The organism is Streptomyces sp. SAS_272 (assembly GCF_052543235.1).
Genome location: NZ_JBMNDR010000035.1, coordinates 71,442 through 86,049 on the forward strand (window position 1 = coordinate 71,442; position 14,608 = coordinate 86,049).

Annotated in this window: 16 protein-coding genes; 7 read left to right on the top strand and 9 right to left on the bottom strand. The window is 72.4% G+C overall.

The window, feature by feature from the left end:
• Positions 1-180: 180 nt before the first annotated feature.
• The 3 genes from ACN6LD_RS20910 to ACN6LD_RS20920 all read left to right on the top strand — a co-directional run bounded on the left by ACN6LD_RS20910 (position 181) and on the right by ACN6LD_RS20920 (position 2,655).
• Complete coding sequence (locus tag ACN6LD_RS20910) at positions 181-1,143, top strand: carbohydrate kinase family protein (RefSeq protein ID WP_319195586.1); 963 nt, start codon at positions 181-183, stop codon at positions 1,141-1,143.
• 324 nt (positions 1,144-1,467) lie between these two features.
• Complete coding sequence (locus tag ACN6LD_RS20915) at positions 1,468-1,761, top strand: putative quinol monooxygenase (RefSeq protein ID WP_319195584.1); 294 nt, start codon at positions 1,468-1,470, stop codon at positions 1,759-1,761.
• Positions 1,762-1,956: 195 nt separating this feature from the next.
• Positions 1,957-2,655, top strand: a complete 699-nt coding sequence (locus tag ACN6LD_RS20920; RefSeq protein WP_445043974.1) for a hypothetical protein — start codon at positions 1,957-1,959, stop codon at positions 2,653-2,655.
• Here the strand turns inward: ACN6LD_RS20920 and ACN6LD_RS20925 are convergent.
• Positions 2,634-3,320 (bottom strand): type III effector protein, encoded by a 687-nt coding sequence (locus ACN6LD_RS20925; protein WP_445043975.1) that lies wholly within the window; start codon positions 3,318-3,320, stop codon positions 2,634-2,636. The two genes, ACN6LD_RS20920 and ACN6LD_RS20925, sit on opposite strands and share 22 nt — an antisense overlap.
• Positions 3,321-3,453: 133 nt before the next feature.
• On the opposite strand from ACN6LD_RS20925, the gene ACN6LD_RS20930 reads away from it, so the two are divergent.
• Entirely contained in the window at positions 3,454-3,888 is a 435-nt protein-coding gene (locus ACN6LD_RS20930; RefSeq protein ID WP_319189737.1) for an Hsp20/alpha crystallin family protein, read from the top strand.
• A 203-nt stretch (positions 3,889-4,091) separates the two neighbouring features.
• Entirely contained in the window at positions 4,092-4,487 is a 396-nt protein-coding gene (locus ACN6LD_RS20935) for a DUF2267 domain-containing protein (RefSeq protein ID WP_319189738.1), read from the top strand.
• Between the two features lie 51 nt (positions 4,488-4,538).
• Here the strand turns inward: ACN6LD_RS20935 and ACN6LD_RS20940 are convergent, their stop codons facing one another.
• The 4 genes from ACN6LD_RS20940 to ACN6LD_RS20955 all read right to left on the bottom strand — a co-directional run bounded on the left by ACN6LD_RS20940 (position 4,539) and on the right by ACN6LD_RS20955 (position 7,789).
• The gene (locus ACN6LD_RS20940; protein WP_445043976.1) at positions 4,539-5,192 is read right to left on the bottom strand and encodes a DUF305 domain-containing protein; all 654 of its coding nucleotides are present in this window, start codon (positions 5,190-5,192) and stop codon (positions 4,539-4,541) included.
• 88 nt (positions 5,193-5,280) lie between these two features.
• Complete coding sequence (locus tag ACN6LD_RS20945) at positions 5,281-5,679, bottom strand: DUF6153 family protein (RefSeq protein ID WP_445043977.1); 399 nt, start codon at positions 5,677-5,679, stop codon at positions 5,281-5,283.
• A gap of 118 nt (positions 5,680-5,797) precedes the next feature.
• A complete protein-coding gene (locus ACN6LD_RS20950; RefSeq protein ID WP_319189795.1) occupies positions 5,798-6,982 on the bottom strand; it encodes a spore photoproduct lyase family protein in 1,185 nt (394 codons plus the stop codon).
• Positions 6,983-7,174: 192 nt separating this feature from the next.
• Positions 7,175-7,789, bottom strand: a complete 615-nt coding sequence (locus tag ACN6LD_RS20955; RefSeq protein ID WP_319189744.1) for a hypothetical protein — start codon at positions 7,787-7,789, stop codon at positions 7,175-7,177.
• A gap of 347 nt (positions 7,790-8,136) precedes the next feature.
• On the opposite strand from ACN6LD_RS20955, the gene ACN6LD_RS20960 reads away from it, so the two are divergent.
• Both ACN6LD_RS20960 and ACN6LD_RS20965 read left to right on the top strand, forming a co-directional pair.
• Complete coding sequence (locus ACN6LD_RS20960) at positions 8,137-9,360, top strand: phospholipase D-like domain-containing protein (protein ID WP_319189746.1); 1,224 nt, start codon at positions 8,137-8,139, stop codon at positions 9,358-9,360.
• A 216-nt stretch (positions 9,361-9,576) separates the two neighbouring features.
• Positions 9,577-10,422, top strand: coding sequence for an RNA polymerase sigma factor SigF (locus ACN6LD_RS20965; RefSeq protein WP_319189748.1), 846 nt, complete (start codon positions 9,577-9,579; stop codon positions 10,420-10,422).
• Positions 10,423-10,517: 95 nt separating this feature from the next.
• Here ACN6LD_RS20965 and ACN6LD_RS20970 read toward each other — a convergent pair whose 3' ends face one another.
• The 4 genes from ACN6LD_RS20970 to ACN6LD_RS20985 form a co-directional block, all read right to left on the bottom strand.
• Positions 10,518-10,967 carry an ATP-binding protein gene (locus tag ACN6LD_RS20970; RefSeq protein ID WP_319189749.1) on the bottom strand — a complete coding sequence of 150 codons (450 nt, stop codon included), beginning with the start codon at positions 10,965-10,967 and terminating at the stop codon, positions 10,518-10,520.
• Positions 10,968-11,124: 157 nt separating this feature from the next.
• Positions 11,125-11,544, bottom strand: coding sequence for an ATP-binding protein (locus tag ACN6LD_RS20975; protein WP_319189751.1), 420 nt, complete (start codon positions 11,542-11,544; stop codon positions 11,125-11,127).
• 114 nt (positions 11,545-11,658) lie between these two features.
• A complete protein-coding gene (locus ACN6LD_RS20980) occupies positions 11,659-12,573 on the bottom strand; it encodes a GNAT family N-acetyltransferase (protein WP_445043978.1) in 915 nt (304 codons plus the stop codon).
• A gap of 183 nt (positions 12,574-12,756) precedes the next feature.
• Entirely contained in the window at positions 12,757-14,472 is a 1,716-nt protein-coding gene (locus ACN6LD_RS20985) for a SpoIIE family protein phosphatase (protein WP_445043979.1), read from the bottom strand.
• Between the last annotated feature and the right edge of the window lie 136 nt (positions 14,473-14,608).

Consider the following 14,608-nt stretch of genomic DNA (forward strand, 5'->3'; position numbering starts at 1 on the left):
CCGTCACAAATCGGCAACGTCCCCAGCCGCCGTCTCCGCGCAGCCGTCAGGTCGCGATGGCGCCGGGTCGCCCCTCCGTCCCGTCCGCCCGAGCCGCCCACGGCCGTACCGAGCCGATTTCCGTACCGTTCTCCGAGTCGATCCCGAGCCTTCCCCAGCCTTTCCGAGAGAGAGCAGCCCATGAGCCCGCGTCAGATCACCGTTCTGGGAGAGTGCGTCGCGGACGCCTTCGCGGAACCGGTCAACGCCTCGAACGAACTCGCTCTGCGGGTGCTGCCCGGCGGCGGCCCCGCGAACACGGCAGTGGCGCTGGCCAGGCTCGGCACACCGGCCCGCTTCCTCGCACGGCTGTCCGACGATGTGTTCGGCCGCCTGTTCCGGGCCCACCTCGAGGCATCCGGCGTCGACCTGTCGGACGCCGTCGCCGCCGCCGAGCCCAGCACACTGGCGGTGGCTGAGCTGGACGCCACCGGTCAGGCGGCCTACTCGTTCCACGCGCAGAACACGGCCGACTGGCAGTGGACGCCCGGCGAACTGGCGGCGGTGGACCTGTCCGGGGCGGCCTGTGTGCACACCGGGTCGCTGGCGCTGGTCCGCGAACCCGGCGGAGCGGTCGTGGAGGAGTTCCTGGCGGCAGCGGCTCCCGAGGTCACCATCAGCATCGACCCCAACGTCCGGCCGCTGCTCGTGCGCCCCGAGGTCTACCGTGCCCGGCTGGCGCACTGGTGCTCCCTCGCCGACATCCTGCGGCTGAGCGAGGACGACCTGGAGCTGCTGATGCCGGGCGCCGGGCCGGAGCAGGCCTGCGACACCTGGCACGCCGCGGGGGTGCGGCTCGTGGTGATCACGCTCGGCGCCGACGGCGCACTGGCGTCGCTCGACGGTGAACGGGTGCGGGTGCCCGCGGTGACCACGCGGGTCGTCGACACCGTCGGCGCCGGGGACTCCTTCACCGCAGGGCTTCTGCACCACCTCGGCGCTCGCGGACTCCTCGGCGGCCGGCTGGCCGGACTCGGCCTCGACGACGTCGCGGAAGCCTGCCGGTTCGGCGCTCGGGTCGCGGCCCTGACCTGCTCCGTCGCCGGCCCCAATCCACCCTGGATGGACCAGCTGGCACAGCTCTCGCCCGCCGGCGGAGCCTGAGCCATCGGGCCTGCCCGGCGCGACCCGCACCGGGCGCGATCCGTACCGGGCCGTTGACGCGCGGGGCGGACTGCGCCCATCATCGGGCCACTCGATGTCATCGATGACACCGGTCGACGACTACGTCGAACGGCCTCCGCCCAGGCCGGGTCTCCGGCCACCGTCACCGCTCACGCCCCCGACGGTTCCCGCACCGACGCGTACGACGACGCGCAAGCTCGCACCACCGCACCACCGCACCACCGCACCACCGCACCACCGCACCACCGCACCACCGCACCACCGCACCACCGCACCGCCCACGACGGACAAGGACCCGAAACCGTGAAGAAGACCCTGCTCGCCGAGTTCACCGCCCGCGAAGGAGCGCAGGACGAGGTCGCCCGCCTGATCGGCGACTACGCCCTCACGGTGCGCGAGGAAGAGGGAAACGTCGCCTTCGACGTCTACACCAAGGCTGCCGAGCCGCGTGCCTTCTGGATCTTCGAGGAGTACCGGGACGAGGACGCCTTCCAGGCCCATCTGAACGCGCCGTACGGCGGCCCGTTCAACGCCGCGCTCACTCCGCTGATCGAGGAGGACGCCTCCGTGCTGACGTTCCTCGATCCGCTGGCCTGACGGGCGAACCGGCGAGCGGGCGAACCGGCGAGCGGGCGAACCGGCGAACCGGCGAAGGGGCGGACGGGTCGAGTCGGACCGCCGCTCGGAGTGAGTGCGTGGCGGACAAGGCGAGCAGGCTGCCTGCCGCGGACGGGAATCCCCGTTGCCGACGAGCCGTGCCCGCCGCGATCCTGAGGCCATGAGGAATCTCGTATGCGGCTGAGGCTGCGACAGTTCAGGCCTCGCACGGGCCCGCATGAGCACCGTGTCGTCCAGCCGTGGGAGCCTCTGCGCGGCGCCTCGCTGAGCGCGCCCGAGCCCATCGGCGCGCTGTTCGGCGACCAGGAAGGGCTGAGCCGGCTCTCGGGGCTGTTCGCCTTCGCCGCCTGCTCCCGGCACACGATCGTCCATCTGCCGCTGCGCCACTCCCCTCAGCCCGACGAGGGTTTCGGCACGCCGGTCGACCTGGTCCTCGTCCATCACGCGCTCGGTCTGCGCGCCGCCAAGTGGCCCGTCCTGCGGCGCAAGTTGGTGCACGGCACGCCCCTGACCGCCGGCACCGACGACGGCCGCACCGCCAGGGACGCCGCACGGTGGGCGGAACGCGAGAAGCGGGCCGGCCTCCGCGGCCAGGTGCGGCACGCGACCCACGCCGGCACGTTCTTCCTGTTCGGGAACCGGGACGTCTTCGCCGCGGCCGCAGTGGACCTGGCCGAGGCGGCCGGCCGGGGGCCGCGGCAGAAGGGCGTCGCCCAGGGCCGCTCGGCGCTCATGACGGCGCTGCCCACGTTGGCCCAGCCACCCGGCGGCGGCCACGACGTCGAGGTGCTGGTGCTCTACAAGCCCGGTCCGCCCCACCCGCCCCACGCCCGTCCCGCCCGTCCCGGGAGTCAGCCCCCCGGGGGTGCGTGAGGCCCCCGGCGTCGGCCGCCGCTGTCGCGGCGGAGCCGGTCGGTGTGGCGGGCCACGTCGTCTACGCGCGCGGCGAGTTCGGGGTGGTCCGGAGCCAGGTACGAGCATGCGCCGGTCAAAGGACCGACGAGGGCGGCCGCGTCGTCCGCGGCGAGGGCGGCGCTGAGCTCGACGAGGGGGGTGCGGGCGGCGGGCGGAAGGTCCCCGAGCGCGGTGATCTGCCCGGCCAGTCGGCGCAGGTCGGCGGCGTTGGCACGCGCCCAGGCGGTGACGGTGCGGTCGGCGGCACGGCGGTCGCGCGTGGCCTGGACGCGTTGCTCGCCCGTCGACCCGGGGTTTCCGGGGCGAACGCGCAGGTAGCGGCGTTCGGCGGCCTGGCGGCTGGCGACGCCGAGGGGGTGGGCGAGGTCGGCCCAGCTGGCACCCGCCTCCCGGGCCTCCTCGATCAGGCCCGGTTCCCATCCGGCGAGCCGGTCGCGCACTTCGCGGAGCAGCAGGAGTGCGGCGAGCGCCTGTTCCGAGCTGGGTCCGGCGGATGCGGAACGCCCGTCCGCCGGCGGCGTTCCGGCGGTGCGCAGAGCTTCGTTGATCGTGTCGAGGGCCGCGGCCGCGAGGAAGGACGCGGGGGTGACGGAGTGAGGGTCGTGGTGATCGTCGGTGGTCATGCCGCCTCCGGTGCGTGCCGTCATCGTATGGACGACATCTTGCTTGTCATCGTTTCGATGACATGTTACAACGGTGGCAGGTCACCCCGCATTGGCAGCAAGTGCCTGATCCGAACACTGGAGGTGTTTCCCGATGTTGATGCGCACCGACCCGTTCCGCGAGCTCGACCGACTCACCCAGCAGCTCCTGAACACCACGGGAACGTGGTCGCGGCCGTCGGCGATGCCGATGGACGCCTACCGGGAGGGCGAGGAGTACGTGATCGCCCTCGATCTGCCCGGGGTCTCCCCTGACGCGATCGACATCGACGTCGAGCGGAACATGCTGACCGTCAAGGCCGAGCGGCGGCCCGTCGCCAAGGCGGACGACGTGCAGATGGAGCTCAGCGAGCGTCCTCTGGGGGTCTTCTCCCGCCAGCTGGTGCTGGCGGACACCCTCGACACCGAGCGCATCGAGGCGGACTACGACGCAGGTGTGCTGACCCTGCGCATCCCCATCGCCGAGCGCGCCAAGCCCCGCAAGGTCGCCATCGGCCGCGGCTCGGAGCATCGACAGATCAGCGGCTGAGCCCCCGGCATCCGGTTGATATCGGTCGGCCTCGGTCGGCCTCGGTCGACAGCGGTGGCCGGCGGGCGAGCCGCCTGCCACCGCTCCACGATCACTCCGGACCACTCCGGACCACTCCGGATCATCCAGGACCACCCGAGACGAGAAAGGCATCCGCGTCACCGATGATTTCGCTGCAGGAGCCATGCCGGTCCACCGTGGGCATGACGTTCGAGCAGATGCTGGAAAGAGTGCGGTACGAAGGCGCGTATCCGACCCGCGCCCAGGCCGAGGAGTCCGTGCGCGCCGTGCTGGCCGCTCTCGGACGCCAACTCACGGGCGACGAGCGGGTGGAGCTCGCGGCCAGGCTGCCCCACGAGGCGGCCGTCACCTTCACATCCGGGATTCCCGCCGCCGAACGCCTCACCGGTTGGGGCTTCGTCAAGGACCTGGCGTCCCACACCGGCGGCACGGCGGCCACCACCCGCTGGGACGCCGGCACGGTCCTTCGGGTCGTCGCCCAGCTCGCCGGCGAGGAACTGCTCGGCCGTGTCCTCGACCAGCTCCCCTCCGGCTACGCGCTGCTGTTCGGCCGCGCCGAGCTCACCCGGGCGGCCTGAACCGGGGGAGGGGAGGGGCGTGCCGGGGCCGGCCCCTCCCCTCCGTCACTGTCAGCCCTTGCCGAGAAGCTTGTTCATCTCGGTGATCTCGGCGGTCTGCGCGGCGACGATGCCGCCGGCGAGGGACGTGGCGGGCGCGTACTCGCCCTTGTTCTTCTCGGTGGTGGCCATGTCCACGGCGCCCTTGTGGTGGTCGATCATCATCGTGAGGAACTTGGCGTCGAAGTCCTTGCCGGACGCCTTGCCGAGGGCGGCCATGTCCGAACCGGCCATCATGCCGGGCATCCCGGAGCCCGAGTGATCCATCCCCGGCATGGACTCCGCCGTGCTGTCGGAGGACTTCGGGACGTCCTCACCCCAGGACGTCAGCCAGCCGCTCATGGTCCTGATCTCCGGTTCCTGGGCCTTCTCGATGCGTGCGGCGAGGTCCTCGACCCGGGCGGAGGACGCCCGGCCGGCGGCCAGTCGCGCCATCTCCAGCGCCTGCCGGTGGTGCGGGATCATGCCCTGCGCGAAGGACACGTCCTGGGCGTTGTGGGCGCCGGCCGTGACGCCGGCGCCGGCCGACGGCGACGTGGAGCCGGTAGCAGCCGCGGGGCCGCTGCTGCCGTCGCCCTCGCCGCCGCAGGCGGCGAGGAGGAGCGCGGCGGCCACGGTGGCGGCCGCGACGGCGGCGCGGTGGGCCGGGGTACGAGAGTTGCGCATGCTGAAACTCCTGGTGTCGTGCGAAAAGGATCCGGACATGCCGTGGCACGGCAGGTCGCCGTGCCGGCGACGCGGTGCCGCGTGGTGTCTAGATCCGCAGGAGTTGCAGTTCCGCCAGAGAGGGTGGCGCGCGCGCCTCGTCCGGAGTCCGGCCCGCGTACGAGCGGAAGGCGTCGGTGCGCACGGGCACGGCCACGGGGTCGGGAACGAGGGCGGTGAGGGTCGGCGCGCCGCTCACCGCAGCCGCCGCACAGGTCGGGTCGGCGTGATGGAGGTGCCCCCCGCCGCATCCCCCGTGGTCTCCGGGGCAGTGCTCCTGCGCGCTGACCGCGACAGCCCTCGAGTGCCGAGGCCCGGCGTGCTCGTGGACGGCGCCTGCGGGCGCCAGGGCGTGCATGGCCAGGAGGCCCGCCAGCAACCCGAACACCAGCAGCGCTCGCCACCGCCGCACAGGCGTCGGCGCGAGGCGCTGCTCCGGGGGCTTCATCGCGATCATCCTAGGGGAACTCTGTGGCGGGCTCATCGACGGCGTCGACCGAGGGTACGGTCGTCGGTCTGCCCGCGTTCACCGCCCACGCGTCTCGGCGTGCCCCGCCACGGGTCGCTCAGAACGCGTAGCGGATGCGCAGCCAGGGCGCTCGGGCGGCCACCAGCGCGCGAAGGCGTGCGACGGCCTGCGCCTTGGTGGCGCTTGCGTAGCGGACGTTCAGGGCGCCGTTCTCGGAGCGTTTGGTCTCCTGCAGGTCCGGCCGCCACAGGACGTCCTCGGCGCGAGGGTGCCAGCCGAGGTTGACCTCGTGCAGCTCCCGGTTGTGCGTCAGCATGATGACCTCGGCGGCGGCCTGCCGCTTCACCCGCCCGGGCAGGACGTCGTCCAGGCGCCCGAGCAGCTCCGCCCAGGCATCCTCCCAGCCGGGCCGGACGACGACGGGGGACAGGTTGAAGTGCACCTCGTAACCCGCGTCGAGGAAGTCCGCGGCGGCGGCGATGCGCTCGGCGACCGGTGTCGTGCGCACGTCCAGCAGCCGGGAGTCCTCCGGGGGCATCACCGAGAAGCGGATGCGGGTCCGGCCCCGGGGGTCCAGCGCCAACAGGTCGGGGTTGACGAACTTGGTCGCGAAGGAGGCCTTGGCCGTGGGCCACTGTCGGAAGGCGTGCACGAGATCCGCGGTGTTGTCGCTGATCAGGGCGTCCACCGAGCAGTCGCCGTTCTCCCCGATGTCGTACACCCAGGCCTCGGGGTCGCACTGGTTCGGCTCGGGTTTCGGGCCCTGCCGTGCGATGTGCCGACCGATGTGCGCGACGATCCGGTCGATGTCGGTGAAGACGGTGATCGGGTTGGCGTATCCCTTGCGTCGCGGCACATAACAGTAGGCGCACGACATCGCGCAGCCGTTGGAGGCGCCCGGTGCGATCCAGTCGGCGGACCGGCCGTTGGGCCGCGTCCTCAGCGACTTCCGCTCACCGAGGACGAGCGTCTCGCCTTTGACGCGCACCCAGCGTGCGACGTTGCCCTCATTGCCGTGCAGCCCGGGGATGCGCCAGTGGGACTCGACCTCGACCAGCCGGGCCCCGGGGAACCGGCCGACGATCTGCCGGCCTCGCGGTGAGGCCGCGGCCGCGGGCTCGGCGTGGATCTCCCGCACGGCCAGCAGACGGTGCGCGGCGTCGGAGTCGCGAAAGGACGGCCGGCCGGTGCTCGCCACCACGGGCTCGGGGCCGAGGGCGTCGAGCCCGAACAGGGCGTCGGCGTCGGCGTCGTCGTCCGAGGAGGCGAACGGCTGGTGCATGGACATCCCGGTGAGGGTGGCGAGCGGAACAGGCCTGATCGGAAGCGGACGAAACACGGAATCACGGACCGTCCACTGTACGACCGGCCGGGATCGGCGCGGACCGGCCTCGTGCGGCCGCCGAACCGTGCCCTGAGCTCGCCCGTCCTCGCCGCCGTGTCCGCTGCCCTCCGTCCGCGGCCGTCGGGCGGTTCACGAGGGGCCGAGTTCCCCCGGGGCCAGTCGCACGGTCGTCGTGACCCGGGTGAGGGCGGGCGTGCGCGGCACCGAGCCGAACCCGAACCGCACGGGCGGATCGACCGGTGCGATGCCACCGAGGTCGCCGCCCTCGAAAGACGCCGACACCGTTCGGACCGGCCGCAGGTCACGGGCTCCGTACCACTCCTTGCGGCGTCCGCCAGCGCTGCCGCGGGTGCGCACGCCCGGCATCAGCACCCGGGCGGGGACGTCCGTCAGCGCGCTCCATGCCGGACGGCGGGCGAGCGGCCCCGGCACGGCGCGCAGCAAGACGCCCAGGAGCCCCCGCCGACCGGTGGTGAACTGCAGGAGGAGCGGGCCGGCCGCGACGCTCCACGTGTCGCCGTCGACGCTCACGTCGACCGGGACGACGCACACGGTGTCGAAGACGTAGGTCCCGCTGACGAAGTCCGCCGTCTCCCGGGTGGGGGCGAACAACAGCCTTTCCCCGCCGGGACGCTCCACCATCACATCGCTGAACGCCCCGAAGGGCGACCGCGGCCAGTGCCCCAGCACGAGACGTGTCCCGTGCGACGTGCCCAGGCCCGCGATCCAGCCGTCGAAGCGCAACCGACGGCCCTGCCCGGTTCGGGCTCCGCTACGGGCTCCGGTTCCGGTTCCCGTTCCGGTTCCGGTTCCGGTTCTGCGGAGGATCCGGCTCATCGGGTCGCTGCGCGCAGGGGGCCCGCTCATCGTCGGACCGCTTCCCGCCGTCATTCCGGTTTCTCCCACCTGCGCGGACGACTTCCACGGCACGCGTACCCCGTTCGGCGTCCGCCCACGCGCCGCCGCAGCGGGGGACTGCCCCGGCCGACGGGTGTCGCGGGAACTTCGGGGTACATGCTGCTCGCCGCGTCCCGAGCCGGTCCGGGCAGTGCGGCTTCTGTCTCCCATGTGCGCCGGCCAGGTGATGAGCCATGACCAGTACGCAGGAACGGCCCGAGTCGACCGCCCCCCGCGCCGGCATCCCGGCACGGGGCGCCGCGCAGGAGCGCGCCGCACGCATACGCCGTCGACTCGAACGGCTGATCGGCATCGCGGCGACCGAGGGCAACGCGCTCACCGCGCTGCGCAACGGGGACGAGATCTTCCCGGCGATGCTGGCGGCCATCCGGTCCGCCGAGCACACGGTGGACATGATGACGTTCGTGTACTGGAAAGGGGACATCGCCCGGGAGTTCGCCCGGGCCCTGGCCGAGCGGGCCAGGGCCGGTGTGCGGGTACGGCTGCTGCTGGACGGCTTCGGCAGCAGACTGATCGAGAAGGACCTGCTGGCGGAGATGGAAGGGGCCGGCGTGCAGGTGGCCTGGTTCCGCAGACCCCTGCTCCTGTCGCCGCTGAAGCAGAACCACCGGTGCCACCGCAAAGTTCTCGTCGTCGACGAGCAGACGGCCTTCACCGGCGGGGTCGGCATCGCCGAGGAATGGTGCGGGGACGCCCGCAACGAGCACGAGTGGCGCGACACCCACGTCGAGGTCCGAGGGCCGGCCGTGGACGGCATCGCCGCCGCGTTCGCGCAGAACTGGGCGGAGTGCCACGACGAACTCTTCGACGATCGCGACCGGTTCGTCCAGCACCGTCCGCAGGGCGACGCGGTGGTGCAGGTGGTGCGCGGCTCGGCCAGCTTCGGCTGGCAGGACATGCAGACGCTGATCCGGGTCGTGCTGGAGTCGGCGGAGCACCGCTTCCGCCTGGCCACCGCCTACTTCGCGCCCGACGAGTACTTCGTCGACCTGCTCTGCGCCACCGCCCGGCGGGGCGTCGAGGTGGAGATCCTGCTGCCCGGGCCGCACACCGACAAGCGGGTCTGTCAGCTGGCCGGCCAGCACCACTACGAGGCCCTCACCGCCTGTGGGGTCAAGATCTACCAGTACCAGCCGACGATGATGCACGCCAAGGTCATCACCGTGGACGGCGTCGCCGCCCTGGTCGGCTCCACCAACTTCAACCGCCGGTCCCTGGACCACGACGAGGAGATCATGCTCGCCGTGCTGGACGAGAAGTTCACGGTCACCCTCGACAGCCACTTCGACGACGACGTGCGGGCCGCCACGCTGATCCGGGAAGGGCGGTGGAAGCGGCGCTCCGTGCTGCAGCGGGCGCGAGAGGCGGCGGTCGTGCCCATCCGCCGCTTTCTGTGACTCCGCCGCCCGGATCTCGCTTTCCGCCGCCGGTCGTCCACCGCCCGCCGGCATCCAGGCCGCCGGGCCCTGAAGGTTCGCGGCGTTGTTCCCGAGGTCACCCCACATTTCCTGTGAGCGCAGGCATGGGGGCAGAATAAGGGGGTATTCGCGCGACGGCGACGACTGCGTTCGGCCGGCGCTGCGGGAGGCTCGACGGTGCGGGAGGGACAGGTCATGACACTCAGGAGCGCGACGGCAGCCGACAGGCAGGCGCACGAGCTGCCGGACATCGCCTGCCCCTCGCAGGTGGCGCCGAAGGACGCCCGCGAGCTGTCCAGGGTGTTCTTCGACCAGCTCGCGGTGCTGGAGGAGGGGACGGCGCAGTACCAGTACGCGCGGAACACGCTGATCGAGATGAACATGTCGCTGGTGCGGTTCGCGGCCGGCCGGTTCCGCAGTCGGGGGCCGGAGGAGATGGAGGACATCGTCCAGGTCGGCATGATCGGTCTGATCAAGGCGATCGACCGGTTCGAGCTGACCCGTGAGGTCGAGTTCACCTCGTTCGCGGTGCCGTACATCGTGGGTGAGATCAAGCGGTTCTTCCGGGACACCACCTGGGCCGTCCATGTGCCCCGGCGGCTGCAGGAGGCCCGCGTGCAGCTCGCCCGCGCCACGGAGGAGCTGCGCAGCCGTCTCGGCCGCACCCCCACCACCGAGGAGCTCGCCGAACTGATGAGCCTCGGCGAGGAAGAGGTGCGCGAGGCCCGCCTCGCCGCCAACGGCTACCACTCCGCCTCCCTGGACGCCGCCGTCAGCGGCAGCGAGGACGGCGAGGCGGCGCTGCAGGACTTCATCGGCGCCGAGGACCAGGCGCTGGAGCTGGTCGAGGACTTCCACGTCCTCGCTCCGCTGATCGCCGAACTCGACGAGCGGGACCGGCAGATCATCCACATGCGGTTCGTGGAGGAGCTCACCCAGGCCCAGGTGGGCGAACGCCTCGGCGTCTCGCAGATGCACGTCTCCCGGCTGCTGTCGCGCACCCTCGCCCGACTGCGGGACGGCATGCTCACCGAACGCTGAGCACGCCGAGGACGCCTGGAACGCCACGGTCGACCACGCAGGGCACGCGGAGGCTCACGTACAGCACGCGGTGGCTCACGCAGGGCACGCGGTGACTAATGGGCGGGTGCGTACAGACGCAGGTGGGCGACGACGCGTTTGCCGGTTTCCTGGGCGACGGTCTGCAGCTGGTCGCACAGCCGGGCCACGAGACGCAGGCCGTGTCCGCCGATCCGGCCCGCGTCAGGGGCGCGCAGTTCGGGCGGGCGGGGAGAGCTGTCACTCACGGTGACCCGCAGCAGGGCGGCGTCCGGCGTCACTTCCAGCGCCAGCCCTCCCGGGCCGGGCGCGTGACGCACCGCGTTGGTGACCAGTTCGCTCACGATGAGCTGAGCGTCCTGACTGGGCCGCTGGTCGGGGTGGTGTCCGGCCCGGGCGAGCAGGGTGCGCACCGCAGCACGAGCCTCGGCGATGGATGCGCCCGGCGCGTCCCAGGCGGCGCTGAACAGCAGGGGTGCGAGGGGCTTGCGTGCGGGCGATGCCAGATCTTCAAGGGGGGTGGCCATAGAACTCTTCCCGGGGTCGTCCTCGTCGATTCGTCTGGGGTTGTCATGGTCGTGTGATGCGGATACCCGCTGACCTCCCGTTCATGAGGCGCCCGGAGTCCGCGCGCCTCATGACTGCCGCCTCCCGGGCGAGGGCGGCGGCCTCACGGAACGCCGCTCACCGCGGATCCGGCTGAGGCGGCTGGAAGCAGGCGGTGACCTTCTTGCCGCGGGGGCAGTGGTAGGCCAGCCAGTCGTCGGCGAGCGCGTCGACCAGCAGCAGACCGCGTCCCCCTGGCGCCGAGGCGCCGGGGTCGCGCGGCTCGGGAAGCCGGGGGGAGGAGTCGTGCACGGTCACGTGCAGGCACTCCTCGTCCCAGGTGAGGATCAGCTGTGCCGCGCTGTGGGCGTGCAGATGGGCGTTGGTGACCAGTTCGGACACGGCCAGCACCACCGAATCCACCAGGTCGGGCGCGGTTCTCGACCAGGCCAGCGACTCCAGGTGCGCTCGCGTCCAGTCCCGGGCGGCCTTCGCGCCGCTGTTCAGCGGCAGCGAGCGCGCCCACCCCACAGCCCTCAGCGATGACTCCTTCGCCACTGTCTCTCCTCGCGCCAACCGAACCGACCGTCGTCGATGTCCCGTCTGCCCAGAAATACCGGACCCAAGGTCGCCGCAGGGGAACGAGCCTCACCACGAGAGCGCGCGTGCGCCTCAGGCCGCCGGGCGGGGAACGTCCTTGGAACGGCTTTCCTCCACGACTCGGTAGCCGGCGCTCGTGTACAGGCCCATGGCCACGTCGTTGCCGCCCCACACGGTGAACATCAGCGTGCCGTCACCGGCCGTGAGGGCGGCCTGTTCGCCTGCCGTCATCGCGGCACGTCCGAACCCTTTGCCGCGGTGCCGCTCCTGAACGTGCAGAGAGTAGCCGTAGGTGACGCCCGGAAGGTGCCCGTGCCGCAACCAGCCGGTGCCGATCCGCTCTCCGGCGGCCTCGAGCACCAGGAACGTGTGGTCGGGGGTCGTCAGGCCCTCGGGAACCAGGTCGGCGAAGTCACGGTCCGACTTGTGCGCGGCCTCCTCGGGGCCGAGGGCTCCCGCGCGGACGATGTCGGAGACGTAGGCGGCCTTCTCCGATTCGAGCCACCCGGGATATTCGGCCGGTGTCATCGGCCGCACGGTGACGCCGGCCGGTGGTGTCGGCGGGGAGTCGACGCGCCGCGCCCTGAGCTGGCCGCGGACGCTGTATCCGTCGAACAGGTCGCCGACGGGCCCGGTGAGCCGTACGTCCACCCTGCTCGCGCCGCGCCGCGCGCACCACTCCTCGGCCCACTCCCGGGCGGCCCGCTCGTGCCCCCGGCCCGCGTGGGGGGCGTCGACGCGGAGGTCGCCGATACGGCCCGCGCGCGTGTCGTCGGCGTCGGCCATGGCCACGGCGACGTACCCCACGCGGGTCCCGGCGTCCGTGATCTCGGCGACCGTCCAGTCGCCGGCGTCACCGCGCGCGTCCTGCAGCATGCGCTCCGCCGCAGCGGCTCCGAGACCGGCCGCCGTGTAGGAGGCACGGCGCCGCCGCTCGAAGTCGGTCTGCCATTGCGCATGGTCCTCAAGGACGGTGAATGCTGTCACGCGAGCACTCTAACGGTGCTGGCACGAGGGCGAGTTGGCGCCCGGGAAGGGGTGCCCGGGGCGGGCCGAGGACGCGGTCGCCGCAGGCGGCGGAGCAGGACCTTGGCCGACGAGCTCGGGGTCCGGGGGATCACGGTGAAGCGGTCGCTCCCCGGCGCCGTGCCCACCTCGCCGGGACGTGCCTCAGGTCCGGGCGGGGGCCCGCAGGGCGAGGAGGGCGACGTCGTCGTCGTTGGCCGCGGGGCGGACCCGGCGCAGCAGTTGGTCGGTGAAGGAGGCCAGCGGGCGGTGGGCGAGGGCGGCTGCGTGCCGGCGCAGTCGGTGCAGGCCCTCGTCCAGAGTGTGGCCGGGTTCCTCGATCAGGCCGTCGGTGTACAGAAGCAGGGTCGACCCGGGCGGCAGCAGGACGGTGGCGTCGGCACGGGGCCTGCGGGCGCCGGTGCCCAGAAGGATGCCGTGTCCTCCGCTGAGGTATTCGGCCAGGCCGTCGTGGCTGATCAGCAGGGGTGGCGGGTGCCCGGCGTTGGTCCAGGACAGTCGCCAGTGGCCGTCGTCGGCCGCTTCGATCCGGGCGAGGATCAAGGTGGCCATGGCTACGTCGGTGATGTGCAAGACCGCCTCGTCGAGTCGGGCGACGATCTGGCTGGGCGGCTCGTGCAGCGCCCAGGCGTAGGCGCGCAGCATGTTGCGCACCTGCGCCATGCCGGCCGCCGCCTCCAGGTCGTGGCCGACGACGTCCCCGACGGCCAGTGCGGTGGCGCCGTCGGACAGGGAGAAGGCGTCGTACCAGTCGCCCCCCACCTGCGAGGCGTCGGGCGCGGGCAGGTAGCGGACCGTCATCTGCAGGCCCGGCACGCGCGGCATCTGGGGCAGCAGGTGGTTCTGCATGGTCTCGGCGACCTTGCGCTGACGCTGGTAGAGGCGCGCGTTGTCCAGGGCGAGGCCGGTGCGGCGGGCGATGTCCTCGAGCAGCGGGAGATCGGTGGTGTGGAAGTCCCCCGGCTGCTTGGCGCGCCCCAGGGTCAGTGCCCCGAGGACCGCGCGGGTGCTGCGGATGGGAGCGATGGCCGCCGAGTGGACGCCGGTGGCCTCGAACAGACGGCGTTGCTCGACCGCGATGCCGGAATCCGGCGACCCCTGGTAGGTCTGCGGGCCCGCCAGGGTCGAGGCGACCCCGCGCAGCGCCCTGGACAGGGGCATCGGGGACTCCTCGGGGATCGGCGGCATCGGACCCTGAAGCTCCTCGTGGCGCACCAGCTCGCCGCCGTCGGCCTCGACGACGACGGTGCGCCACACCTCGTCCCGCTCGGTGATGAGGTCGATGACGGCCCAGTCCGCGAGGCGCGGCAGCACCAGCGTCACGAGCCGGCGCAGTGCCTCCTCGACATCGAGGGTGGACGTCAGCTGAGTGGTCGTCGCGGCCAGCAGCGCGAGGCGTTCGATCTCCGGCAACAGCGTGGGGGGCTCGGCCCGGGCACCCGCCTCCGCCGGATGAGGGGCGTGGAAGAGGACGAGCGTGCTGTTCTCGTGGCCTGCGAGGTCGAACGGGGTGATCAGCCACGAGATGGGCAGCAGGGAGCCGTCCCCGCGTGCGAAGTAGTCCTCGGGGGCCTGGGCGGTGCGACCGGCGTGGAACGCCTGCCGCATGCTGCACTGGCTTCTCGACAGGGGCTGGTTGTGGGCGTCCCGGTGCAGCAGGTCGTGCGCGTCATGGCCGAGCAGATCCGCGGCGGACCGGTCCAGCAGCTGCTCGGCGAGCGCGTTGACCGCGATGATGCGGCCCTGCTCGTCCACGACGTAAGCCCCGGTCCCGAGGGCCTCGAGCCCCTCGGCCGGTGCGACGGGCGCCGCAGGGGACCCTCTCCCCGGGCTCTCCTGGTGCTCCGGTCCTGCTGCCATGCCCAGATCTCCTCAGCTCACTGCCGGCGCCCGTCCGACGATATCCGCTTCCGGACTGCCCCGGCAGCTCGAAACGAAGCCTCCGCGAGGAGGCCCGTCCCCGTCGCGTCGGGACATGCCACGGGCTCCGGGGACG

What these genes read in the sequence shown, in the direction of transcription:
- ACN6LD_RS20960 (WP_319189746.1), top strand. Translation starts at nt 8,137, where the DNA reads ATGACCAGTACGCAGGAACGGCCCGAGTCGACCGCCCCCCGCGCCGGC.
- ACN6LD_RS20930 (WP_319189737.1), top strand. Translation starts at nt 3,454, where the DNA reads ATGTTGATGCGCACCGACCCGTTCCGCGAGCTCGACCGACTCACCCAG.
- ACN6LD_RS20970 (WP_319189749.1), bottom strand. Translation starts at nt 10,967, where the DNA reads ATGGCCACCCCCCTTGAAGATCTGGCATCGCCCGCACGCAAGCCCCTC.
- ACN6LD_RS20925 (WP_445043975.1), bottom strand. Translation starts at nt 3,320, where the DNA reads ATGACCACCGACGATCACCACGACCCTCACTCCGTCACCCCCGCGTCC.
- ACN6LD_RS20985 (WP_445043979.1), bottom strand. Translation starts at nt 14,472, where the DNA reads ATGGCAGCAGGACCGGAGCACCAGGAGAGCCCGGGGAGAGGGTCCCCT.
- ACN6LD_RS20910 (WP_319195586.1), top strand. Translation starts at nt 181, where the DNA reads ATGAGCCCGCGTCAGATCACCGTTCTGGGAGAGTGCGTCGCGGACGCC.
- ACN6LD_RS20940 (WP_445043976.1), bottom strand. Translation starts at nt 5,192, where the DNA reads ATGCGCAACTCTCGTACCCCGGCCCACCGCGCCGCCGTCGCGGCCGCC.
- ACN6LD_RS20920 (WP_445043974.1), top strand. Translation starts at nt 1,957, where the DNA reads ATGCGGCTGAGGCTGCGACAGTTCAGGCCTCGCACGGGCCCGCATGAG.
- ACN6LD_RS20935 (WP_319189738.1), top strand. Translation starts at nt 4,092, where the DNA reads ATGACGTTCGAGCAGATGCTGGAAAGAGTGCGGTACGAAGGCGCGTAT.
- ACN6LD_RS20965 (WP_319189748.1), top strand. Translation starts at nt 9,577, where the DNA reads ATGACACTCAGGAGCGCGACGGCAGCCGACAGGCAGGCGCACGAGCTG.
- ACN6LD_RS20950 (WP_319189795.1), bottom strand. Translation starts at nt 6,982, where the DNA reads ATGCACCAGCCGTTCGCCTCCTCGGACGACGACGCCGACGCCGACGCC.
- ACN6LD_RS20945 (WP_445043977.1), bottom strand. Translation starts at nt 5,679, where the DNA reads ATGAAGCCCCCGGAGCAGCGCCTCGCGCCGACGCCTGTGCGGCGGTGG.